General features: G+C 36.2%; 22 protein-coding genes and 2 pseudogenes. 20 read left to right on the forward strand and 4 right to left on the reverse strand.

Going from position 1 to position 23,172, the window contains the following annotated elements; genetic code table 11:
* Nucleotides 1–99: 99 nt before the first annotated feature.
* The 19 genes and pseudogenes from RAM70_RS23095 to RAM70_RS17440 form a co-directional block, all read left to right on the forward strand.
* Nucleotides 100–772 (forward strand): annotated as a pseudogene (locus RAM70_RS23095) (ABC transporter ATP-binding protein); the annotation flags it as partial.
* Nucleotides 773–924: 152 nt separating this feature from the next.
* Nucleotides 925–1,392: pseudogene (locus RAM70_RS23100) on the forward strand (Wzt carbohydrate-binding domain-containing protein); the annotation flags it as partial.
* A complete protein-coding gene (locus RAM70_RS17360; protein WP_312674819.1) occupies nt 1,385–2,116 on the forward strand; it encodes an FkbM family methyltransferase in 732 nt (243 codons plus the stop codon). The pseudogene RAM70_RS23100 and the gene RAM70_RS17360, both read left to right, overlap by 8 nt.
* Nucleotides 2,117–2,504: 388 nt before the next feature.
* Nucleotides 2,505–3,731, forward strand: a complete 1,227-nt coding sequence (locus RAM70_RS17365; RefSeq protein WP_312674821.1) for a CgeB family protein — start codon at nt 2,505–2,507, stop codon at nt 3,729–3,731.
* A gap of 40 nt (nt 3,732–3,771) precedes the next feature.
* Entirely contained in the window at nt 3,772–4,047 is a 276-nt protein-coding gene (locus RAM70_RS17370) for a DUF6364 family protein (RefSeq protein WP_312674823.1), read from the forward strand.
* Between the two features lie 114 nt (nt 4,048–4,161).
* Entirely contained in the window at nt 4,162–4,965 is an 804-nt protein-coding gene (locus RAM70_RS17375; protein WP_312674825.1) for a methyltransferase, TIGR04325 family, read from the forward strand.
* Nucleotide 4,966: 1 nt separating this feature from the next.
* A complete protein-coding gene (locus RAM70_RS17380; protein WP_312674827.1) occupies nt 4,967–5,701 on the forward strand; it encodes a class I SAM-dependent methyltransferase in 735 nt (244 codons plus the stop codon).
* Nucleotides 5,698–6,696 carry an NAD-dependent epimerase/dehydratase family protein gene (locus RAM70_RS17385; RefSeq protein ID WP_312674829.1) on the forward strand — a complete coding sequence of 333 codons (999 nt, stop codon included), beginning with the start codon at nt 5,698–5,700 and terminating at the stop codon, nt 6,694–6,696. The genes RAM70_RS17380 and RAM70_RS17385 overlap by 4 nt, the downstream gene beginning before the upstream one ends.
* Before the next feature lie 4 nt (nt 6,697–6,700).
* Nucleotides 6,701–7,798 (forward strand): DegT/DnrJ/EryC1/StrS family aminotransferase, encoded by a 1,098-nt coding sequence (locus tag RAM70_RS17390; protein WP_312674831.1) that lies wholly within the window; start codon nt 6,701–6,703, stop codon nt 7,796–7,798.
* Nucleotides 7,785–8,741: a hypothetical protein gene (locus RAM70_RS17395; protein WP_312674832.1), complete on the forward strand. Its 957-nt coding sequence runs from the start codon at nt 7,785–7,787 to the stop codon at nt 8,739–8,741. Before RAM70_RS17390 ends, RAM70_RS17395 begins: the two co-directional genes overlap by 14 nt.
* Before the next feature lie 101 nt (nt 8,742–8,842).
* Entirely contained in the window at nt 8,843–9,109 is a 267-nt protein-coding gene (locus tag RAM70_RS17400; protein WP_312674833.1) for a DUF2281 domain-containing protein, read from the forward strand.
* A complete protein-coding gene (locus tag RAM70_RS17405) occupies nt 9,106–9,513 on the forward strand; it encodes a type II toxin-antitoxin system VapC family toxin (protein ID WP_312674834.1) in 408 nt (135 codons plus the stop codon). Before RAM70_RS17400 ends, RAM70_RS17405 begins: the two co-directional genes overlap by 4 nt.
* Nucleotides 9,514–9,570: 57 nt before the next feature.
* Nucleotides 9,571–10,512, forward strand: coding sequence for a DUF4351 domain-containing protein (locus tag RAM70_RS17410; RefSeq protein ID WP_312674836.1), 942 nt, complete (start codon nt 9,571–9,573; stop codon nt 10,510–10,512).
* Nucleotides 10,513–10,820: 308 nt separating this feature from the next.
* Nucleotides 10,821–10,958, forward strand: a complete 138-nt coding sequence (locus RAM70_RS17415; RefSeq protein ID WP_238567764.1) for a ribonuclease HepT family protein — start codon at nt 10,821–10,823, stop codon at nt 10,956–10,958.
* An 83-nt stretch (nt 10,959–11,041) separates the two neighbouring features.
* Nucleotides 11,042–11,977: a glycosyltransferase gene (locus RAM70_RS17420; protein ID WP_312674838.1), complete on the forward strand. Its 936-nt coding sequence runs from the start codon at nt 11,042–11,044 to the stop codon at nt 11,975–11,977.
* A gap of 21 nt (nt 11,978–11,998) precedes the next feature.
* On the forward strand, nt 11,999–12,931 hold the full coding sequence (locus RAM70_RS17425) for a glycosyltransferase family A protein (RefSeq protein ID WP_312674839.1): 933 nt from the start codon (nt 11,999–12,001) through the stop codon (nt 12,929–12,931).
* 8 nt (nt 12,932–12,939) lie between these two features.
* On the forward strand, nt 12,940–13,803 hold the full coding sequence (locus RAM70_RS17430) for a glycosyltransferase family protein (protein WP_312674841.1): 864 nt from the start codon (nt 12,940–12,942) through the stop codon (nt 13,801–13,803).
* A gap of 523 nt (nt 13,804–14,326) precedes the next feature.
* Nucleotides 14,327–15,445 (forward strand): peptidylprolyl isomerase, encoded by a 1,119-nt coding sequence (locus RAM70_RS17435; protein WP_312674842.1) that lies wholly within the window; start codon nt 14,327–14,329, stop codon nt 15,443–15,445.
* A gap of 468 nt (nt 15,446–15,913) precedes the next feature.
* Nucleotides 15,914–17,539 (forward strand): glycosyltransferase family 4 protein, encoded by a 1,626-nt coding sequence (locus RAM70_RS17440; protein WP_312674843.1) that lies wholly within the window; start codon nt 15,914–15,916, stop codon nt 17,537–17,539.
* 125 nt (nt 17,540–17,664) lie between these two features.
* Here RAM70_RS17440 and RAM70_RS17445 read toward each other — a convergent pair whose 3' ends face one another.
* On the reverse strand, nt 17,665–18,849 hold the full coding sequence (locus RAM70_RS17445; protein WP_190380756.1) for an FkbM family methyltransferase: 1,185 nt from the start codon (nt 18,847–18,849) through the stop codon (nt 17,665–17,667).
* 45 nt (nt 18,850–18,894) lie between these two features.
* On the reverse strand, nt 18,895–19,575 hold the full coding sequence (locus RAM70_RS17450) for a hypothetical protein (protein ID WP_312674844.1): 681 nt from the start codon (nt 19,573–19,575) through the stop codon (nt 18,895–18,897).
* A 113-nt stretch (nt 19,576–19,688) separates the two neighbouring features.
* Between RAM70_RS17450 and RAM70_RS17455 the strand changes: the two genes are divergently transcribed.
* Nucleotides 19,689–20,705 carry an IS4 family transposase gene (locus RAM70_RS17455; protein WP_288016859.1) on the forward strand — a complete coding sequence of 339 codons (1,017 nt, stop codon included), beginning with the start codon at nt 19,689–19,691 and terminating at the stop codon, nt 20,703–20,705.
* A gap of 54 nt (nt 20,706–20,759) precedes the next feature.
* Here RAM70_RS17455 and RAM70_RS17460 read toward each other — a convergent pair whose 3' ends face one another.
* Nucleotides 20,760–21,311 (reverse strand): hypothetical protein, encoded by a 552-nt coding sequence (locus tag RAM70_RS17460; RefSeq protein ID WP_312674845.1) that lies wholly within the window; start codon nt 21,309–21,311, stop codon nt 20,760–20,762.
* A gap of 215 nt (nt 21,312–21,526) precedes the next feature.
* The gene (locus RAM70_RS17465) at nt 21,527–23,047 is read right to left on the reverse strand and encodes a methyltransferase regulatory domain-containing protein (RefSeq protein WP_190380754.1); all 1,521 of its coding nucleotides are present in this window, start codon (nt 23,045–23,047) and stop codon (nt 21,527–21,529) included.
* Nucleotides 23,048–23,172: the final 125 nt, after the last annotated feature.

A 23,172-nucleotide genomic window follows, 5' to 3' on the forward strand; every position in this document is an offset into this window, starting at 1 on the left:
TTAAAAATAAATCTTTTCTGCCAGAGGTGATAGTTTTGCCGAGCGCTTGGGTATCTTAGGGGTGTAGAGTAATAACATGGTAGTATTTTCCCTGCGATCATGACGGACACAATCATCGAGGTGGAAAATTTAGGTAAGCGCTATGTTCTCGACCATCAACGGCAACGAGAGAAGTACACTGCTTTGCGCGATGTGATTGCCCAGGGGGTAAAATCGGCGTTAAAGGGTTTCGGAGGCAAAAAAACCGAGACTAAGGAGGAATTTTGGGCGCTGAAGGATGTCTCTTTTCAAGTCAAGCGCGGCGAAGTGGTGGGAATTATTGGCCGCAATGGTGCGGGAAAATCGACTCTTTTAAAGATTCTCAGCCGGATTACGGAACCAACCACCGGACGAGTCCGCTTAAAGGGACGGGTAGCGAGTTTATTGGAGGTGGGGACGGGTTTTCACCCGGAGTTGACGGGAAGGGAAAATATCTATCTCAATGGTGCGGTGTTGGGGATGATGCGGCAAGAAATCGATCGCAAGTTCGATGAGATAGTGGCGTTTGCCGAGGTGGAAAAGTTCCTCGATACTCCGGTTAAGCGCTATTCTTCGGGGATGTATGTCCGTTTGGCTTTTGCGGTGGCGGCACACCTAGAACCGGAGATTTTAGTAGTAGATGAAGTCTTAGCGGTGGGTGATGCGGCTTTTCAAAAAAAGTGTTTAGGCAAGATGGGTGATGTGGCCAGCAAGGAGGGGAGAACGGTTTTATTTGTTAGTCATCAAATGGCAACAATTGAAAATTTATGCCAAAAAGTTATTCTCCTAAATTCTGGTCAAATTATTGATCAAGGAAAAGCTGAAAATGTAATTAGTTTTTATTTAAAAAGTATTCTTCCTAACGTAATTTTAAAAAAAACATTAAAAGATAGAAAAGATCGTTCAGGAAATGGAAAAATTAGATTGATTAATTTCTATATAGAAGATAATCAAGGCAATACCTTAAATTCTATAATGAGTGGAATGAATGTAGTTTTTGTATTTGAGTATCAATTATTTAGTGATAGTGCATTAAACCATGTTGATGTGGGCTTTTCTCTTCACTCAGATAACGATCAAACTCTTTTTGTTTTATATAGCTCTTATTTAGGTAAAACGTTTGAAAAACTACCATTGCAAGGTTTGTTCAAATGTGTTGTCAATGACTTTCCTCTTTCTGAGGGACGATACAAGGTAGGAGCAAGAGTTACAGTAGCAGGTGAAGAAGCTGATTGGCCTAATGATGGAATTGGCTATTTGGACGTTGAAAGAGGTGATTTTTATGGTTCTGGTAGTATAGGATTTGAAGGCAAAACACCTTTTTTAGTAAAAGGAAAATGGGATTTACATACAGTTGAAGGTGATTATGAATAATTTACTGACTAAACTAAAAAAATATTTCGATTTTGTTATAAAACCATACAAGTTCTTTATCTATCCTAAAAAGGATTTTAATTATCATAAACTCTGCTTCTCCCAAGAAGGAGAGGATATCTTATTAGAGCGAATTTTTGAGAACAAAACCAAAGGATTTTATGTTGATATAGGTTCCCATCATCCTCAGAGATTTTCTAACACATATAATTTATATCTTAAGGGTTGGTCTGGCATAAATATTGACCCGATGCCAAATAGTATGCAAAAATTTAATCAACTAAGAAAAAGAGATACTAATTTAGAATTAGGTATATCGTCTACAAAAAAAACTCTTAACTATTATATCTTTAATGAGACAGCATTAAATGGATTTAATAAGCCCCTATCTTTGGAAAGAGATAAGTTAGAAAATTATGAGATTATAGATATTAAAGAAATTGATACTTTTCCATTATCGGAAATACTAAATAAATACCTTCCTGAGAATAAACATATTGATGTTATGAGTATCGATGTAGAAGGACTAGATTATCAAATTCTCGAATCAAACGATTGGGATAAATATCGTCCTAGCATAATTTTAGTTGAAGAAATTGAAAAAGTAGATTTACTGTCAATAAATTCCTCAAGAATAGCTTCTTTTTTAATTGACAGAGAGTACATACCTTATTCTAAGTTATTTCATACGTTAATTTTTATAGAGAAAGCATTTAAAATATGATTAATAACTGGCTCAAATTATGATTTTTCAGTAAGCAATTAAAGAAAAAATCTTGTTAAGAAGAGGGTAAGCAAAATATGGTTAAATAATCATAAATTACTGATAAATTTTGAGACAACGATGTTTATATTAACAGTAATTATATAATTATCATAATCTTTGAGTTCGTCTCTGTCATCGTATTTTCTGACTTAAAAAGACATAAATTTTTATTTGTGCTAAAAAAGACAGGGGCATTTTTAATCTTTAGTCGCCCCTATTTAACACATATTGTCTTCGATATTGTTCCTAAAATATAGATATTAATAACGTCAATAAAGATATATTATTTGATATAGAACTATTGGTTTTTTTGACTAAACTCACGAAAAAAGCGAATTAAGATATTATGCGACTGATTCGGATAACAACCAACTACCCAACTTATCTAAAACAATTTTACAGCCGACACCCTCAGCTTAAAAATCAAGATTATAAAACTCAATATCAAAACCTTGTATATGACTGTTTTGGTTGGGCTGACTTTTGGACTCAGGCACTTAGACCTTTCAATTACGACGTTTGGGAATTGGTCGCTAATGCTGAAATATTACAGAAAAAATGGGCAGAAGAAAATGGACTTAAATATAAGTCGCAAAACTGGTTAATAGAGATTATAACTGCTCAAGTCAAACAATTTCAGCCAGATATTCTATTTGTTGATGATCATGTAACGTTTACTCGTGATACGATCCTACATATTCGCCATGAATGCCCTTCTATTAAATTAGTATTAGGTTGGTGTGGCGCACCCTACAACGATAAATCAGTTTTCGATAGTTACGACGTAGTATTATCTAATATTCCTGAATTAATTCAAGAGTTTACCCGTCAAGGACATCACTCAAAATATATTAAACACGCTTTTGATCCGCGTATTTTAGAAAGAATCAATCTCACCCAAGATAAAGCTATAGAATTTTCCTTTTTTGGTTCTATTTATAAAGGTGCTTCTGGACATAATGAAAGAGAAAGCTTGATTAAGAAACTTATCGAGCAGCTCCCTCTAGAAATTTGGTCTGATGTTGCCTCCCAAAGCTTAGAAATCAATAGGCTAAAAGTTAAACAATTGATTTATGATGCTGTTCAACTAAGTGCTAAATTTGATTGGTCTAACAAAATCCTTTCTTCAACTCCAAAAATTCGTCACTACGTCAAAATGGAAAAACGTCCCGAACTGACAGATTATGTCGATCAATCTATTATATTAAAAGCTCATCATCCTTTGTATGGTTTGGCAATGTTTCAAAAACTATACGAATCACAAATAACTTTTAATAATCATATCAATATATCTGGAAAATCTGCTTCAAATATGCGTCTTTTTGAGTCCACTGGGGTCGGCACTTGTTTAATCACTGATTGGAAAGAAAATCTTCAAGACATTTTTGAACTAGATAGAGAAGTAGTAACTTATAACTCAGTCGAGGAGTGTATAGAAAAGGTAAAATACTTATTAGAGAATCCACAAGAAATACAAGCGATCGCTTTTGCTGGTCAAAAAAGAACCCTTAAAGAGCACACATTTACTCAAAGAGCCATGCAACTAGATGAGATAATTAGAGCGTATATGTAAGGTGTATAGACGACAGAAAACAACCCTAACTCAAAAACCTATGTTAACTACTGTTAACATTGAAATCGACCCTTCCCTACTGCAAAAAGCAGAAGCATGGGCAAAAAATCATCAGCTTTCTTTATCTGCCGCTATCTCCCATCTATTGCAACAATTACCAGAACTAGATTCTGAAAATCAAAATCTAGTTAGTACCATCTCGCAGGAATCTGGACGACGCAGTATTTTGGAGTTAGATGGATTAGGGCAAGAAATTTGGCAAGGAATTGACGCTCAAATGTATATCAATGAGGAGCGAGATTCATGGAATGGTTAAACTTGCTCAAAAATCAGGTAGTAAGGTCAGATACTGTAATCAGAAAACCTAGAAATTTTAACGCTGAATTCTTTAAAATAAAATTACTTACCCCATTAACTACTGATCAACCCTATGAACATAAAATCCTTCATCAAAGAATTCATTCCCCCTATCTTCTGGAAAGTTTACAAAAATAATCGATCAGAATACGGATTTTTTGGCAACTATCCTAACTGGGAAGCCGCCATGAAAGACGCAGAGGGGTATGATAAGGATATTATCCTCGAAACCGTGAAAAATTCACTCCTAGAGGTGAAAGAAGGCAAAGCAGTTTATGAACGGGACTCGGTACTATTCGACAAAATAGAGTATTCTTTCCCCGTTTTAACTATGCTGTTGAAAGTTGCCCTAGAGAATCAGGGTAAACTCAGTGTTCTTGATTTCGGTGGTTCTTTGGGGAGTCATTATTTTCAATATCGAAATTTTTTAGCAGATGTGACAGAACTTCAGTGGAGTATTGTCGAACAAGCAAAGTTCGTTGAATGCGGTCAAGAATTTTTTGCCAACAATGAATTAAAATTTTACTATGATATTGACAGTTGTTTATGGGAGAGAAAGCCTCAGTTAATTCTTTTATCGGGAGTAATTCAATGTTTAGAAAAACCCTATGAGATGTTGGAGCAGATTTTAGAGAAAGACTTTAAATATATTGTTTTTGATAGAACTGCATTTGTGAAAGACAATCAAGAGGAAATTTTAACCCTACAAAAAGTTCCCCCCAGTATTTACCCTGCTAGTTATCCTGCTTGGTTTTTAAATAGGAAGAAATTCTTGGGTTACTTTCAAGAAAAATATCATCTCATCAGTGAGGGTGATGGTGTGGACAAAGTTAATCTAGAATCTGATTATAAAGTATTTATTTTTCAAAGTAAATAAGATGCTAAACAGAAGCGAAGTAATATCTATTATTGAACAGCAGCAATTTTATCCTACTTGGCTAGGATTATTTGTTAACCCTTTCTATTTTGCCAGAAAAGGACTCCTAGAAAATATCCGAGATCTCAGCTACAATATCAGGGGAAAAACTCTCGATATAGGTTGTGGTAGTAAACCCTATGAAAGATTGTTTCAAGTATCTGAGTATATTGGTTTAGAGATTGATACTCCAGAAAATAGGGCAGGAAAAAAAGCCGATTACTTTTATCAGGGGGATTTGTTCCCTTTTTCTGATAATTCTTTTGATTCTGTCATCACTAACGAAGTTTTTGAGCATATATTTAATCCCGAAGTTTTTCTATCTGAAATTCATCGAGTTTTAAAACAAGATGGAATATTTATCATGACTGTTCCTTTTGTTTGGGATGAACACGAACAGCCCTATGATTACGCTCGTTATTCATCTTTCGGTATAAAGTTTTTATTAGAAAAACACGGTTTTAAAATTAGAGAACACCGAAAGAGTATGAATGACATTAGAGCTATATTTCAGTTAATTAATGTCTATTTATACAAAATCATCTCTCCTAAAAGCAGGTTATCAAATTTGCTCGTTAGCTTGTTTTTAATCTCCCCCTTTAATATCTTGGGAGAAATTCTTTCAAAAATATCACCTAAAAATGATGACCTTTACCTAGACAATATTATTCTTGCCAGCAAAACTAAACCATCATGAATAACTTTAAACAATTTACTAACAAAAATATTTTGATTACTGGGGGAGTGGGATTCATCGGTTCCAACCTTGCTAGAAAGCTAGTAAACTTGGGAGCAAATGTCACCCTTGTTGATAGCTTAATTCCCGAGTACGGAGGTAATTTATTCAATATTTACGATATTAAAAATCAAGTTACCTTAAATATTACCGATGTGCGCGATCCATTTGCCATGGCTTACCTTATACAGGGTCAAGATTTTCTGTTTAATCTAGCAGGTCAAACCAGTCATCTTGACTCGATGAATGACCCACAAACTGACCTAGATATTAACGCATCTGCTCAATTATCTATTCTAGAAGCTTGTCGTAAACATAACCAAAATATTACCATAATTTTTGCTAGTACCCGTCAATTATACGGCAAACCGGAATATCTTCCCGTGGACGAAAATCATCCAATTCGACCCGTTGACGTTAATGGCATTAATAAACTAGCAGGAGAATGGTATCATCTTCTTTATAATAATGTTCATAAGATTCGTGCTTGTGCTTTGCGGTTAACTAATACCTACGGGCCTGGAATGAGAGTTAAGGATGCGCGGCAAACTTTTTTAGGAATTTGGATTCGGAAATTAATTGAGGGAAAACCGATACAAGTTTTCGGAGAAGGAACTCAATTAAGAGACTTTAATTATGTGGATGATGTGGTAGATGCTTTGTTAATGGTCGCCGGTAATGACAAAGCTAATGGAGAGGTATTTAATTTGGGTAGTTCCGAATATATAAACCTAAAAGATTTAGCCGCTCTCTTGGTAGAACTTTATCAAGATGGAACCTATGAACTAATTCCTTTTCCCCCAGAAAGAAAGATAATTGATATTGGTGATTACTATAGTGATTACACCAAAATTAATCAGGTTATCCACTGGAGTCCACAAGTTTCTCTAAAAGAAGGATTAAGCAAAACCTTGAACTATTATCGTCAAAACTCTCGCCATTATTGGCAACCATAAAGCTATGATTTTAATGAATGATTTTGCAGCAGAACCCGAAGAACTGATACAAGCACAGATAAACGCTGTGGAAAAAGTTATTAGGTCAGGATGGTATATTTTAGGAAAAGAAGTTAGTAACTTTGAGAAGATTTGGGCTCAACGATGTCAGGTTTCCCACGCTGTTGGAGTTGCCAACGGTATGGATGCCATAGAAATCGGTTTGCGTTGTTTAAACTTACAATCAGGGGATGAAGTTATCACTACTCCTCTGACCGCTTTTGCTACAGTATTAGCAATTATAAGAGCAGGTTTAGTACCAGTTTTAGCTGATATCGACCCCCAGACTGGATTATTGGATACTGATAGTGTAGAACGCTGTTTATCTAATCGGACTAAAGCAATTTTATTAGTTCATTTATATGGACAAATTGCTCAAATTGATCGCTGGCTAGAATTAAGCGATAATCGTAATATTATTTTATTAGAAGACTGCGCCCAAGCTCATCTTGCCCGTTGGCAGGGAAAGACAGCAGGCAGTTTTGGCATCTGGGGGGCCTATAGTTTTTATCCTACCAAAAATTTAGGAGCGATCGGTGATGCAGGTGCTTTAGTAACCAATTCAGAAACAATTGCTAATCGAGCTAAAATATTACGAAACTATGGTCAAAGTCAGCGTTATCATCATCCTGAATTAGGTTTAAATAGTCGCCTCGATGAACTACAAGCAGCCTTACTTTCCGTGCGCTTACAATGGTTGGAATCTTTTACTCAAAGACGACAGCAAATAGCTCAAGCTTATTTTCAAGGTATTGATAATGCCAAGATTAAACTATTAGCCCCACCAAAAGCCCTAGAATCCCATGTTTATCACTTATTTGTTATCCTCACCCAGGAGCGAGAAACTTTAATGCGATATCTTCAAGAATATGACATTAATACTCTTATTCATTATCCTATTCCTGTCCATTATCAACCACCTTGTCGAGAGTTGAAAACCGATCCGCAGGGCTTAAAAAATACTGAATATTATGCCGAACACTGTCTATCTATTCCTTGCCATCACCAAATGAATGATCGAGATATTAATTATATTATCGAGGTGATTAATGACTATAAATAATACCAAAATAGAACATTTTTGTACTTTGTTTGATAGTAGTTTTCTGCCTATAGGAATGACTTTGCACTCCTCCCTGATGCTGCAGGCTCAACCTTTCCACCTCTGGATTATTTGTATGGATAAAAAGGTAGAAGACCAGCTAAAACTTATTAATTTATCCTCCGTAACTCTCATCCCACTGCAAGAGGTAGAAACACCCGAATTATTGGCAATTAAAGATTCAAGAAGTAAAGGGGAATACTGCTGGACAATTACCCCATTTACTTTTACAGCCGTTTTTACTCGTCAACCAGGCATAGAACAAGTTACTTATCTGGATGCCGATTTATTCTTCTTTGATAATCCTCGATGCCTGCTGCAAGAATTAGACGAAAATAAACGATCTATTTTGATTACCGAACACGCCTATGATCCGCAATATGATCAAACTTTAAGCAGCGGTAGGTTTTGTGTACAGTTTCTCACAGCTAAAAATAATTGTCGGGGATTAAATGTGATACAATGGTGGCAACATAAGTGTTTAGATTGGTGTTTTAATCGCTTAGAAAATGGTAAATTTGGTGATCAAAAGTATTTAGATGTTTGGCCGATACTTTTCCCTGAAGATCTTTGGATAGTTCAACAAAAAGAAAGAACTTTAGCACCTTGGAATATCAGGTTTTTTGAAAATATTTTAGGTAAAGATATTAAGCCTGTTTTTTACCATTTTCATAGCTTAAGAATTTTGAAGCCCAAGAAATTATTATTATGTGTTAACTACTTGATCGGACAGCAAGGATTAGAGTTATACAAAATTTATACTCAATATCTCAACGAGAACCTGAATGTTTTAAAATCCAATAATTTATCTATTCCTTGTATTGACTACCTAAAGGGTTGGTCTTGGAAAAGAATTATTAAATTTCGTTTCCAAAAGAAAATATACTTTCAGTCAATTGACTAATAATAATCAGAGCAATAAATCATAAATTAACCAGAATATCTAGGCCATTCTAGAAAGCGATCGAGTAGAATATAATAACACATATTCCCTTGCTTAAAACTATGGTTGCTACCACCTCCCCCCAAACCCAAGCAGAAAATCCTCTCGGCGATATTCTCATCGAAAAAATCGGCCAACTTTCCCCCTCCCAGCAGCAGGAAGTCCTCAACTTTGTCGAATTTCTCCAGTACAAAAAACAACCTAAAAAGACTATTTGGGACAAAATTGCCGAACGAGTCGCTCAACTACCCCCCGAAGTTATCGAGCAACTCCCCACTGATTCCTCAGAAAACCTCGATCATTATCTATACGGAGCGCCCAAAAAGTGAAATTAATTTTTGTCGATACTTTGTACTGGGTAGCCTTAGCTAACTCAAGGGATCAATGGCACGAAAGAGCAATTGAGTTACAAAAAACTGTATCCAATCGCCGCTTAATCACCACAGAAGCAGTTTTAATTGAATTTCTCAACTATTTTTCTTCCTTTGGTTCTTTCATGCGTCAAACTGTAGCAGGAATTACCCATGATATTCTTGATGATCCCGATCTAGAGGTGCTGCAAATAAATTCATCGCTGTTTTTATCGGGATTAAACCTAGACGAACAAAGACTAGATAAAGGTTATAGCATGGTCGATTGTATCTCAATGATGGCCATGAAAAATCGAGATATAAGCGAAGTTCTTACCCACGATAAACCCTTTAGTCAAGAGGGTTTTAATATCCTTCTTTGAAATCTAGTTTATTGTCATTGACTTTTTATGACAAATACCCAAAAATAACCGTAATCTATGACCAAAAAAGCCGATATAGGTAGTAAAAGACTAATCAGTTTAGCCCCTGATAATTGGGCAAGATGGTTAACCCAACAGCCCGACGTACAAGTGCAGGAATTTCTTAGCTCAGAATTTCAATGGGTGAGTCGTGCCAACGATGTTCTCCTGAAAATTTATAGCCCCCAAGAGGGAGAATTTCTGCTCCTTAACGAAATCCAGTTGCGTTACACAAAGCAAATGCCCCAAAGAATCCGAGCTTACGCAGGATTAGCCACAGAACGCTACAATTTGCCCGTTTATCCCGTCTTAGTTAACATTTTACCCCGTCAAACTAACTCAAGGATTCCCAGCCGTTATAGCTCAGAATTTATGGGAATCCGTGCCTATCAAGAATATCGAGTAATTAACCTTTGGGAAGTATCGGCAGAAATAGTATTTCGAGAAAAAATATCGACACTTTTGCCTTTCGTTCCTATACTAAAAGGAGGGGGAGAAGAAACCGTAGTTCGCACAGCCCTGCGAGAATTAAGGGCAAATGAAAGCCTACAGGACTTAGAACCCTTACTTTCCTTTTTTGCATCATTTGTCTTAGAAATACCAATAGTTCAAGAAATTATGAGGTGGGATATGACCGTATTAAGAGAATCGCCCTGGTATCAAGAAATCCTCAGAGAAGGATTGCAGCTAGGAGAACAGAGAGGTATTCAATTAGGACGACAAGAGGGACGACAAGAGGGACGACAAGAGGGACGACAAGAGGGACGACAAGAGGGACGACAAGAGGGAGAAGCAGAACTGATTATCCGACTTTTAACCCGACGTTTTGGCAGTTTAGATTTAGCTATGACTGAAAAAATTAAATCTCTATCTATCCCGCAATTAGAAACCTTAGGAGATAGAATTTTAGACTTGGCCAGCAGTGAGGAATTGCTAAGTTGGTTAAATGAACAAAGATAAAAATATTCCCTAAAACTATGCTTTCTCCTAGCCTTTTCCAGACTCTAACCCTAGAAGATTTTCTCGGTCAATAAGTAGTCGTGCAAAATTAATTTCCCAGTCGAGACAGGAGACAGGAGACAGGAGACAGGAGACAGGAGACGGGAGACGGGAGACGGGATCAGATTTGAGTTTTTAGTTCACTGTTTACTGATCACAGCAAAAAGCTGACGGAGTAACTGCTGACGGTTTGGATGTGTAATTAATTTTGCTTAGGTACTTACTGGAATAATCCCCGCTACGAACTTGCTGAGGGAGAAATAATCGATTTGGAACCTACCGGCCCCCACGAAACCGTTAGCGGCAAACTCGCCTTTTGCTGGCGAGTTTGGGGGGTAATCGAGCATGATTTACCTCCCCTTAAAACGGCGGTTCAAGAAATGATAGAAACTCTTGATGATAGTTAATTAAAAAGATTTTCCCTCAAAGGTGATATTTCCCTGGCTCTCTGGGTATATTTAATCTAGATACTATCGGCAACCGCAAGCTTATGACGAAAGAACCAGTCTATATCATCATACCCGTTCACAACCGCAAAGCCATCACCCTAAAATGTCTAGAAACCCTAGAGAATAACGGTGATTTGGATCAATACCATGTAATTGTCGTGGATGACGGTTCCTCCGATGGCACATCCTCCGCAATTCAATCCCAGTACCCCGATGTCATCATCCTACAAGGTGACGGGAATTTATGGTGGACTGGGGCAATTAAAATGGGTATGGAGTACGCTTATCAGCAAGGTGCAGAATATTTTATTTGGTTAAATGATGATTGTCTGGTAAGTCGTAACACTATTCAAAATTTAACTTCTTTTTGTCAAATTAATTCTCAGGCGATTATTGGTTGTCAAGGAAGAGAGAAGTATGATTTAAATAAAATTAGCTTTGGTGGTAAAAGTAAAAAATGGTTAAGTGATTACGAATTAATTAGCTGTCCTCAAGGACAAGTAAGAGAATGTGAATTATTAAGTGGTAATTTGGTTTGTTTTTCTCAAGAATTGGTTTCTATCATAGGCTATCCTAACACTTCGCTTGTACCTCATTATGGGGGTGATTCACTATATCTTATCAAAGCGAGAAAATCGGGATTTAGAATTTTTGTTGATAATAGAAATCAAATTTATAATATATTAGGAGAATCAAAAACAGCCCCGCACCGTTGGTTAATCCAAGAGGGGAAAACAGAAGACATAATCAGGCTTTTATTTTGTCGGCAATCGTTGTTAAGTTGGCGAGTTTGGCTGGCTCTCAATTTAGAAGAATACGGTAGATTTTTAGGATCGCTAAGTTTTTTAGTATACTACACCATTCGCTTCCTAATTCCAGTTAGTTTAATCACTTTGTTAAGACTATTTCCTCTTAAATTTAGATACAAATTATCAGAAATAAAAAGAAAGATAGTGATTTCACAAACCAATTATTAAATACTTATAGGACTGTAAATAATGACATTTAATAATCGGACTGCTTCCATTATAATTAGAACAACTCAAGAAAAACGAATTCCCTTATTGAAAAATGCTATAGCAAGTGTTATAGCTAATGATTATCGTCCTCTAGAAATTATAGTAGTTGCTCAGTCAGAGCAAAACATTTTTATAGAGAAAATCAATTCAATCTGTGAGAATTTTAGAGAAAATCAAGTAGATATTTATGTGGTTGTTAATCCAACTTCTCAGGATGAAAGAACTAAAAACTTAAACTTAGGTATCAAGAAATCTACTGGAAGATACTTAGGATTTTTAGATGATGATGATATTATTTATCCTAATCATTTATCTTTGCTTACTAATGCTTTACATAACCACGATAATTCTTGGTCTTATAGTGATACAGCCTTGCTCATTTGTCAACTCATTAATTCAGAAAAAATTGAAGTGATTTCGAGGGGTATGCCCTTTAAAAAAGAACACTTTTCTTTACAATCTCTCTTTAAAGATAATTTCATACCAATTCATAGCTATTTATTAGATCGCAAAAAAATTGACCAAAAATTATTGGAATTCGATGAATCTTTCTCGGTAATGGAAGATTACGCCTTTTTATTAAAAATTGCTTCCCAATATCATCCTCAATATATCCCGATTGTTAGCTGTGAATATCGATTTTTTACCGATGCTAGTAATTCCAACTATTATGTGAACCAACTACTAGGAATTAACTACAGCCATAAAGCGAGAATATGGCAAGAAACATCCCTGAAAATAGAAAAATTAAAACATCAGTTAATTCCAGAATATTTACCACAGGATCAATCAGCTAATCTTCGTAAATTTTTTCTTTCTAGATTTGCCATTATTTACAAAATAAAATACAAATTTCCTCAAGTTTGGCAATTTCTATTAAAAATAGCTTCAAAACTACGAATCATTTCCTAGAAATCTCTATGATCCACTTTTTAACAGTCAATTATTATTCTAAAGAACTTATTAAAAAATTAGTGCTATCCATTAATAATAGCCTAAAATCGGCATATCAAATAACAATCGTAAACAACTCTCCTCAAGAAGAATTATCTAACGATGATTTCTTCCCATCAGAGATGATTTACATCATTCAATCTCCTCAAAATTTGGGATTTGGTGCTGGTTGTAATTTGGGAATTAAATATATTTATTCTGTCAATAATAAAGCATTAATTTGGTTAATTAATCCCGATACAACTATAGACAAAGAAGCAGACATTTATCTAAAAAAATGTTTCGACACAGAACCAAATCTTGCTATCTTAGGGACAAAAATTAGAGACATAAAAGGAAATCTCTGGTTTGGTCAAGGTTTATTTGATCCTTTTTGGGGAACAATTAAACATGAAGCAAAACTATCAAATACTATTAATTCACAAAATGGCATCACTTCAAGCCGTTGGGTATCAGGATGTAGTATGATTATTAACTTGGCCAAGTTTGATCATTGCCCTAGTTTTAACACCAGATATTTTTTATACCATGAGGATGTAGATTTTTGTGAAAAATACTACAAAGAAAATTATCAGATAGCTGTTACAAACCATATTCTAGTCACTCATGTTGTATCGGCTATTATTGGCAAAGATAAAAAAAATATGTTTAAAAACTTTACTTTTAGTCGTCTTGTTTTTCTGGAGTTGTATGGTAGTAAATTAAGCTTTTTGATTTATATGTTTTATGTAGTATTGTTTAAAATTACTATTCTGATGATTTTTGATACTTCAAATGCAATAGGGAGATGGCAAGGAATAAAAAAATATTTCACCAATAGTCATCCATAACATAAAAAACTGCCGTACTTTGCCCATCAGCTTTTATAAGAAACCGTGAAAGTTTATCAAATTGCCGCTAATTGCCGTTAGAATGTTCCTGTATAAACTAAATGGTAAAATAGCCCATCAGCGCTTTTCCTACCCCGAAACTCGATAAAATCCTCAAAGAAAGAGATATTCAACGAGAACCAGAAAGACAAACCCTGCTGGCAAAAACCCAACAGTGACTTGATGAAAATGGGGTAAAATACGGAATTAATCGAGCTTATATCTTTGGGGGGAAGAGGGAATTTTATGGACAACCAAAAACTAATTCTGTTGCCAACCCTTTAGCCACTTTTTGCGGGTAATTGGCAGTAATGCCCAGAAAATAGCCTTATTTGGCTGAGAGAAAATCTTCAGGTCAGTATCTCTAGCATCAGTTACCACATTTATCTTCCCCCGACTCGGTTTTCTCAGCTATTGACAAGGGTTCCCCTAAAAGCCTACAAGTATTTTGGATAGGTATGGCCATTGAGGAACCGACCAAAATATGAAAATAACGACAAGATTACGGGAATGGGGCAAATTTTTCTTAAAAAGCGGTGCTAGTATCGCCCTAGCACTATTTTTAATCTTAAGTCTGTTCACGGTTAAGGGGACTGCCCCTGCTTTAGCTGTGCTTGCTCAGGGTGATGCGGTAACGGATCCCACTGCTATTCTACGCAATGCCTTACCCATAGATAATAAACCAATTCGTCAAGTGCAACAATCGATCGAAGATATTGCCAAACATCTGCGGGCCAAACGTTGGAGTCCGATTAAAAAAGATGTCAAGGATGCCAATTATGCCCTTTCTACCAAAAGCAACGCCATCTTAGATAGTGTTCCCGAAGCAAGTAAAAGCCAAGGGGAGGAATTAATCGAAAAACTCAAAACGGGAGTGACAGCCCTGGATACGGCCGTAGAAGCGAAGGATAAAGAGGCAGTTTGGTCAACCAGACGGGAATTGCTCAATAATATCACCGCTTTAGAAGAATTAATGGTGGTGGGTTTTCCCTTTAACGTTCCCCCAGAATACGCTAACTTGCCGCAATTGCGAGGACGCGCCACCGTAGAGATGCAGACCACCAAAGGAGATTTAACTATCGTTGTCGATGGTTACAGCGCCCCGATTAATGGGGGTAACTTTGTGGATTTAGTCCAACGGGGTTTTTATGACGGTTTACCCTTCATTCGCAGCGAAGATAATTTCGTTGTGCAAACTGGGGATCCCGTCGGTGCAGAAGAGGGCTTTCTTGACCCGAAAACTAAGCAATATCGCTCTATTCCCTTAGAAATTTTGATTAAAGGGGAAGAAGAACCAGTTTATGGCAATACTCTCGAAGAATTAGGGATTTACTTACCCAGTCTCGCCTTGCCTTTTAACGCTTTTGGTGCAGTGGCCCTGGCGCGTCCGGATACTAATCCTAATGGGGGTTCCTCGCAATTCTTTTTCTTTAAATTCGATAATGAATTAACTCCTCCGGGGTTTAATCTCATGGATGGTCGTTATTCGGTTTTTGGCTATTTAGTCCAGGGAAAAGAGGTGTTAGAAGAACTTACCGATAAGGATAAGATTATCACCGTTAAAGTGGTTTATGGCTTAAATAATCTCGTCCAACCTAGCTAGGGTGGGGGTTTTTAACTGGGTTTTGTCAAGGCCAAAAGATTAGTCAAGATAGGGGAAGCAGCTCAGATTCTGGGTACTTCCCCCGATACCCCAGAAAGTGGCAATTATCGGGGCAAATATTCCCCGCTAGTGAAGGAAAGGCAGCTAGTAAATGTTACTGTGTTAATGACCTTTTCAGTCCAGAGGAAGGTAAATCATCCACTATCGGTTATGCCAGAGTTAGCAGTCACGATCAAAAATTAGTTTATTCCCACCCCATGGGGCTGCCTGAAAGTCTAAATTTGCAGAAAAAGGTTTTTAACTTCCTAAAAATAGCCAGGTAAATTCTATTGTAAAACCTAGCGTATTCGTTAATAAAATCAAAGTTCTCGCCCCTGTTTTTGCTGATAATTCAGCCGAGCTTATTCGGGGATACTAGAGGATTTATTAATACAAATTTTCTATCAAAAGGGAGAATTATAAATTACTGTGATCGATAGTGCTTCTTCAGAAAAAGAGCAAGAAATTGTTCAAGAGTTTCAACAAAAATATCTCTATATTATTGATAAAAGAACTGATAAATTAGAACAGCAAAAGAATAATCAATCTTTACGAGAACAAAATCAAGTGTGTAAAAACTATCAAGTACAGCGTGGGGAAATTAGTGATTTAGAAGTTAATCATGATCTAGGTGTACCCTTAACTGAAGATGAGCGAGAAAACTTACAAGTAATTCAATCTATGTCCGAGCAGAGAAAACCTATTGTTGTGATTGATGGCGTTATTTTTCAAATTAACCAAGGAGGAATAGCGAGAGTTTGGTATTCAATTCTACAAGAATGGAGTAACTCAGAATTTGGTCAACATATTATTATTTTAGATAGAAATAAAACCGCACCGAGACTAAAAAACTTAAAATATTGGTTATTAGAAGCCTACGATTATAATCATAGCGGAGAGGATACTAGAAAAATTCAAGCAATCTGCGATCGGCTTCAGGCAGCTCTCTTTATTTCTACTTACTATACCACTCCCCTAAGCACTCCTTCGGCTCTAATGGTTCATGATATGATACCTGAAGTCCTAGAAGCGGATTTAAATCAACCAGAATGGCAGGAAAAGCGCTATGCAATTTTGTACGCTTCTAGGTATATTACTATATCAGCTAATACTGCTCGAGATTTAGTTGAGTTTTATCCCCACATTACCCAGGATAAAATTGATGTTGTTTATAATGGAGTCAGCCAAGAATTTTCTCGAAGTATAGCTCAAGAAATTGATGGTTTTAAGCAAAAATACCAGATTTTAAAACCCTATTTTCTCATCGTTGGTTCCCGGATTAGTCTCAAGGGTTATAAAAATGTCAAATTATTCTTTGAAGCTTGGAATAATTTGCCTAAAAATAATAATTTAGCTGTGGTTTGTGTCGGTGGTGATTTAGAGTTAGAGCCAGAATTATCGAAATTAGCCACAAATATTACCACCTATGTCTTAAAATTAGATGATCAGGATTTAAAAACCGCTTATTCGGGTGCAATTGCCTTAGTTTATCCTTCTCTTTATGAAGGATTTGGACTGCCAATTATTGAAGCAATGGCCTGTGGTTGTCCCGTGATTACTTGCTTTAACTCGGCGATTCCAGAGGTAGGAGGTGATGCAGTTTTATACATTGACAGCACCAGTATTGATGAGATGATACAAGCTATCAAAAAAATACAAATTCCTGAAATTCGTCAGCAACTAATAGACAAAGGATTAGAGAGATATCAACAATTTTCCTGGCGGCAAAATTCCGAAAAAATTTCTCAAATTATCCTCAGAACTATTACCGAAGTTAAAGAAAATCCTTCGGGTCAGGTTTGGGTAGAATTAAGAAAATTACAAGAAGAAAAACAAAATCAATCTCTCCAGCAGCTAATTACATCTAGGAGTCTTAAAGAAATGGAATATTCTCTGGAAAAGTTCAAGAATCAGAATACGCAATTATTAGAAAATATTGAAAGCCAGCAAGAGAAAATTAAAAGTTTATCTACAGCTAAGTCAGCTATTAAAAGACTGCTTAAGATTGTCATCAAAAAATCTAAACTTGCTTACTTTATAAAAAATAACTATTAGTTTATAGCGTTTTTCAGTCTGCTGAGGTACAAAAGTGATGGGTTTTAGGCAAAAGGCAAGAGGCAGAAGGCAAAAGGGAAGAAAAATAGGTGTACCTCACTAGCTTAGGAAACGCTATAGTAAGCTTAATTGGGAATAACTAAAATATCAATATATTCCCCAGTGTTTAAATTATCTTGATAAAATGTATCGAGAAAATCTAAACTTGTTTCAACAAATTTTCCCCCTCGCAATCTCCCTACTCTAGAGGCAAAAGTTTCGATAAAGCTTAAATAACTTTTCTTTCCAGCTAGTCGATTAATTCCGTAGGGCCAAAATTCCACATATAAAGGAACAGATATTTCTCGAAAAAATTCTTGTCCTCCTTGAAATATTAGTCCTTCACTACCCTGACAATCTATCCAAACAAAACCAATTTTTCGAGGATTTAAGATTCCTCGATTCTTTAACTCATCTAGAGTAATAAACTCGGCTAATTCTCGCCTATAGTTGTCTTCATTAAATAAATTATCTGTGACATTGACTGGTTGAATACGGAAGTCGCCACAATTATCAGGGTTACAAACTAATTCTCCTGTACCGGTAAAATTAGCTAATCCGTAGTTCAGTGCTTGTAATCGCTCAGTTAACTGGTTAATCTGAGTATTAAAAGTTAGAAATTGATAATTTAAACCCGAAGCTTCGATAGAGATAGCGGATTGGAAGTAATTACCTTTTAAAGCATAAATGGATGTGGAGCCAATATTAGCACCCAAATCAAGAAAACAAGACTTATCGGGGTGGAATAGACTATGATTTTCCAGAAATGTCATACAGGCTAAAAAATCATTTAGCTGAAATGGTTTTCCCTCTAAAGCTTCCTGAAGTTGGACTTTATCAAAAGTGGGATAGAGTAAATAACCGTCAATTTCATCACTTTTGATCATAATTCCATACAGGGATTTGGGCGGCTTTTTGAGACTAAAATTATTGACCTGTTTATACTCTGCTGATTCTCCGAAAATATGTAATATTTCTGGTAAAGTATGGGAGGTATTCAGCCAATATTCTAATTCTGAGTTATCGGGATTTCTTTTTAGTAAATACTTGTATAAGTTAGTAATAAATTTTCGTTGCTGCTCATTATTATTTTGGCTATTTTGTTGATTCTGCTGAAATTCAGAAGACTGTAAAAAAGACTGGATAACTTCCTGAAAAGACCGTCCTAATTTGATCTGTTCCAGATAATATCTTTTCCCTTCTATATCCGCAGCTCTCTGCAAAAAAGTTTCATAACAAAATTCGATAAAAGTTTCTGGTTGAATAAACATAATTAGTCATCAATTTTTATGAGTGAAAGACTTTTGGTGATTAAGTTAATAATCACTAGAAAGAAAATTTATCTGAGAAATAGCCAAGCTTAAGTTTCTATCATCATCGCTTAGTCCTAAATTTTTAGGTGATGTGGAACCCTCTATTTTTAGTTCAATAGTTATTAGAGATGAGTTTTCATTGAGTATATTTTTAGAGCAGTAAATAAACTTACGAAGATTATTTTGGAAACGATTATATTCAAAGTTCCAAATATCCACTAATTTTTCATTTACCCATACCTCCACCTTAAGTGTAGGGTTTTCTGACGAGAGAAAAACTGTCACTATTTGCCATTCTATAAGTAGGGGAACAGGACAGTCAAGCTGGATAGTAAAAAAAGCATAATCACCTTTTAACCAAGTAAAATTTTCTTCGGGTAAGTAAAACCCTTGTCGGAATAATTGAGGATGAAGGAAATTAGCTAAATAACCGGCAAAACTTACCCGCTCATTCAACTGGGCAACTATTTGATAACTTCCCTCTATTATATCGGCAAATTTGCCTGTTAGTAAAATTTCTTGCGAACTTAAATATTCTCTTTGCAAAGGATCGGGAGGATGACCTTTTCCCAAATTTCTATAGGGTAAGCAGCCATAATAATTAGGAGGCACATAAATTAACTCTGGGATATTTGTGTTTAAGAAATTGAGATTTTTTTCGCTTAAAACATCATTTCTAACCATAAATAAATTAATCCCTTGACTCAGAAGTGTTGAACGTTGAGAAAAGTCAGAAAAAAAATGCTATTATAGATAGAATCTAGACAACTTATTCCCCTCACAATAGGGAGTTTGCCCTGATGACGAATTTTTCAAAACTCATAAAAGAGCTTCTCAAACCACTGCCTAAAAATGACTACCCCGCTTTAGATACTTTTACATTTTTGTCCTGTTGGATTGGTTTTGCTTTAGATAAAAGCATCGTCAGTATGAGGGACTTATGCAGTAGAATGGTACTTCAAGGAATTAATGTAAATTTATCCACATTTTCTAAGGCAAGCAAAATTAGAGAAACAAGTCCATTTGAGAAAGTCATTGTCGAATTAAATAAGCGTTTAGTTGCCAAAAAAGGAATAGAGAATGCGCGAGCTTTATTTCCTATTGACTCAACAATAATTAGCTTAACCAGTAAATTACTATGGTCCCAGGGATGGCATCAAGTAAAACTATTCTCTGGTCTTAATAGTATCACAACAGAGGTGGTCGGAATACTCATCCATTTTGGTCAAGGTCATGACTCAAAAGAAGGAGGAAAAACGATAGAAGCAATTCCTGTAAATGGAGTTGGAGCAATGGATAGAGGATTTGCGTCTAATCAAAGAATCACCGAATTATTAGAGAGTAGTGACAAGCATTTTGTCTTGAGAGTGAAAAATAATATTAGCCTAGAGATGCTCGAAAATGGCAAGTGTAAACTCGGAAAAGATAAAAGACAAATAGAAGTAAGAGTAGTCGCTTTTTGCGACCTAGAAAGTCAAACAGAATTTCGGCTGGCGACAGATTTACCTCTAGAAGGAGAAGGAGCAGTTAGTAATGAAGAAGTTGCCGAAATTTACATCCAAAGATGGCAAATAGAACTGCTGTGGAAATTTTTAAAAATGCATCTAAAGTTGGATAATCTAATCACTAAAAACGAGAACGGAATCCGCCTACAGATCTATAGTTGCATTATCGCTTATCTGATTCTACAGCTAATAGATATTGAAGAAGGATTTGGGAAAAGCTTATTAGACAAACTGCGCTATTTACAGAGTTTCATGTGTCAACATATTAGCTATGTACACTGGTTCCGGAGGATTGTCTATTCAATTTAAAATTTGATGTTATAGGGGTATTATGCTTGTCAATGTAAAGTTTTATTACAGGATTCAACGTTTCTGCCCTTGACTATCGGCATAAATAAGGGAATAACCTTTCTTATCTGCTAAATTTTTCCAAGCTAAAATACTAGCTCCAAAATAATTTGTTCCATCCCAACAACGCTGAGTAGAGTAGGGGACAACCTTATCTTCTTTGGGTGAGTGGGAAGAATTGTATTCCACTACTACCACTCGCGGTTGATAGATTTTTTCTAAACTAAACCAGAGATAAAAATCATTACCGTCCACATCAATAGAAAGCAAATCGAACTCGTGGGGAACCTGATACTTGATAAAAATTTGATTGATATTTTCGGCAGTAATTAACTCTTGATAGAGATGAAGTTCTGGGTTACTATAATCCCTATCTAACTGGATACCATGACAGTCATAAATTTCTCGCAGATAACGCGTATTACATTCTCTGCCATCTTCTACCCCAATTTCTACATAAAAGCAATTCGTAAAACCAATGAGAGCGAAAATCTGCTCAATCACACCATCTTCTCCATTTTGGGAGAAAACTTTTTTCTCGAAAAATTGTAAGTTAATGACTGTCATGGCTAAAAATATCCAGTTTCTAGTAAAACGTAGGGTGCGTTAGACGGCAAAAATTACTGCTTTGACTTGAAAGTAACAATCCGTCGTAACGCACCACTAAGTAGTAAAACGTAACAGCCAAAATTACTGCTTTGACTTGAAAGTAAAAATCCGTCGTAACGCACCACCTATCATCAACTAAGTAGCTGGTTGCAATGAGATTACTTACTTAGTATTTACTCAATACCTAGTTTTTGCAATGTTAGTAAACGTTCTTGACTAAACTCCTCGTACACTGTTTTCAGATGAGTGATATTCTCCTCCTCTGTTTCCAAAGTTTTCCCATCTTTAACCACTTTTTTGCCTTGACTTGCCAAAATTTGCCAAACAAATTGTACTGCATTTTGGTTAGAGGATTTAGCCAAGAGGAATAATTGTTCTAAACGATTGACCACTACTCCAGTCCCAATCAAAGGAGAAGCTAAAAAGCTTAATTCCTCATTATAGATTGCTTTGGTTTTCACTGCATTATTAAAAGCATTAGTAGATGGTTTCCGTTCTTGGCAAGTTTGCTCATCCACAGCAGGATGAATATAGCCAATACCAGTTAAAATCATGAGAGCTTGGTAAAGACCATTTAAGTTAATATTTGAGGTTTTGGGGTGATTTTGTAGTTGAAGTAAAGTTTGGGGAGATTCCGCCAAAACCTGACAAATTGGCTGATAAACTGCCTCCTGTAACTTGACTTCTCCCAGGGGAAACTGCTGCTCGAACTTGATATTTGCGGGATTAACAATCAGGGCAAACCGGGTTTCTTGTAGTTGTTTAAGCTGTTCTTGGGGAGTTAAACCTAAAGAGCCTCGAATAAAAATATCACGACGGAATTGGCTATTAACAAAGAAATCTCGCACCACTTCCCGATAGATTGGGTCGCTGATTTTGGCTAATTTCTCTTGAGCTGCTGGGGAGAGATTGACCGCATCAATATGGTCATTAATATGGGCAGAACCCACATATTTAAGTTTCGCATCCTCTAATTCTTTCGCTACTTCATCGAAGTAAAAAGAATTCCATTCCTGATTGAAATACTCGTGAGCTAAATAATAACGATTTTGTTCCTTCAGGCGCTCGTAACGATTTTTTAAAATTGGGTTTTGGACAAAATAACTAGCATTAGCTTCTAATAATTCTCCTGTAAAATTAAGTGCCTGTTCAATGCGGGTTAAAATTGACTCGGAACTGTGTTGACCATGACGCAACATCAAAGCTTGCATCGGCATCGCCGCCGACCACCCCGGAAGGGCATTATAGGAGATATAAACTAATCCCCCCACCTTGAGATTGCGGCGCATAAAATTAACTATTGCTTGGCGATTTTTGGCACTAATCCAGCTATAAATTCCGTGCAAGCTGATGAAGTCAAATTGAGGTAAATCTCTCTCTAAAAATTCCTCAAAACTATCATCAAAGAAAAGAATATTCTTCATTCCCGCCTTGGCCGCTAAATCTCTAGCTGTGGCGATATGGCTAGGATTAAAATCATTGGCATAAAATTGGGCGTGGGGATAGGTAGCCGCTAAAATATTCGTGGTAAAACCCTGACCACAGGCCAATTCACAATAGGTAAATTCTTGGCTAGAATCGGGGGGTTGAATCGATTTAATCAGAGTCGCTAAACCTAATTTTAGGGGACTTAACTCGCCGTAAAAGCCGCTAGTGTAGTTAACTTCCAATACATATCCTTCTGTCCAACTCATAGATTTTCCTCAAATATAATGACAAGTCATAAAATTAAGACTTGATTATACAGGAAAAGAGCCAGATAAGCTGCCCGCGCCTTTAAATTGCTTGTTGAGGTGAGGCAAAAGGCAAGAGGCAAGAG

This window comes from Microcystis wesenbergii NRERC-220 (assembly GCF_032027425.1).
GTDB lineage: Bacteria > Cyanobacteriota > Cyanobacteriia > Cyanobacteriales > Microcystaceae > Microcystis > Microcystis wesenbergii_A.

What these genes read in the sequence shown, in the direction of transcription:
- RAM70_RS17435 (WP_312674842.1), top strand. Translation starts at nt 14,327, where the DNA reads ATGAAAATAACGACAAGATTACGGGAATGGGGCAAATTTTTCTTAAAA.
- RAM70_RS17450 (WP_312674844.1), bottom strand. Translation starts at nt 19,575, where the DNA reads ATGGTTAGAAATGATGTTTTAAGCGAAAAAAATCTCAATTTCTTAAAC.
- RAM70_RS17380 (WP_312674827.1), top strand. Translation starts at nt 4,967, where the DNA reads ATGCTAAACAGAAGCGAAGTAATATCTATTATTGAACAGCAGCAATTT.
- RAM70_RS17425 (WP_312674839.1), top strand. Translation starts at nt 11,999, where the DNA reads ATGACATTTAATAATCGGACTGCTTCCATTATAATTAGAACAACTCAA.
- RAM70_RS17360 (WP_312674819.1), top strand. Translation starts at nt 1,385, where the DNA reads ATGAATAATTTACTGACTAAACTAAAAAAATATTTCGATTTTGTTATA.
- RAM70_RS17420 (WP_312674838.1), top strand. Translation starts at nt 11,042, where the DNA reads ATGACGAAAGAACCAGTCTATATCATCATACCCGTTCACAACCGCAAA.
- RAM70_RS17465 (WP_190380754.1), bottom strand. Translation starts at nt 23,047, where the DNA reads ATGAGTTGGACAGAAGGATATGTATTGGAAGTTAACTACACTAGCGGC.
- RAM70_RS17385 (WP_312674829.1), top strand. Translation starts at nt 5,698, where the DNA reads ATGAATAACTTTAAACAATTTACTAACAAAAATATTTTGATTACTGGG.
- RAM70_RS17445 (WP_190380756.1), bottom strand. Translation starts at nt 18,849, where the DNA reads ATGTTTATTCAACCAGAAACTTTTATCGAATTTTGTTATGAAACTTTT.
- RAM70_RS17375 (WP_312674825.1), top strand. Translation starts at nt 4,162, where the DNA reads ATGAACATAAAATCCTTCATCAAAGAATTCATTCCCCCTATCTTCTGG.
- RAM70_RS17430 (WP_312674841.1), top strand. Translation starts at nt 12,940, where the DNA reads ATGATCCACTTTTTAACAGTCAATTATTATTCTAAAGAACTTATTAAA.
- RAM70_RS17365 (WP_312674821.1), top strand. Translation starts at nt 2,505, where the DNA reads ATGCGACTGATTCGGATAACAACCAACTACCCAACTTATCTAAAACAA.
- RAM70_RS17370 (WP_312674823.1), top strand. Translation starts at nt 3,772, where the DNA reads ATGTTAACTACTGTTAACATTGAAATCGACCCTTCCCTACTGCAAAAA.
- RAM70_RS17400 (WP_312674833.1), top strand. Translation starts at nt 8,843, where the DNA reads ATGGTTGCTACCACCTCCCCCCAAACCCAAGCAGAAAATCCTCTCGGC.
- RAM70_RS17410 (WP_312674836.1), top strand. Translation starts at nt 9,571, where the DNA reads ATGACCAAAAAAGCCGATATAGGTAGTAAAAGACTAATCAGTTTAGCC.
- RAM70_RS17390 (WP_312674831.1), top strand. Translation starts at nt 6,701, where the DNA reads ATGATTTTAATGAATGATTTTGCAGCAGAACCCGAAGAACTGATACAA.
- RAM70_RS17395 (WP_312674832.1), top strand. Translation starts at nt 7,785, where the DNA reads ATGACTATAAATAATACCAAAATAGAACATTTTTGTACTTTGTTTGAT.
- RAM70_RS17460 (WP_312674845.1), bottom strand. Translation starts at nt 21,311, where the DNA reads ATGACAGTCATTAACTTACAATTTTTCGAGAAAAAAGTTTTCTCCCAA.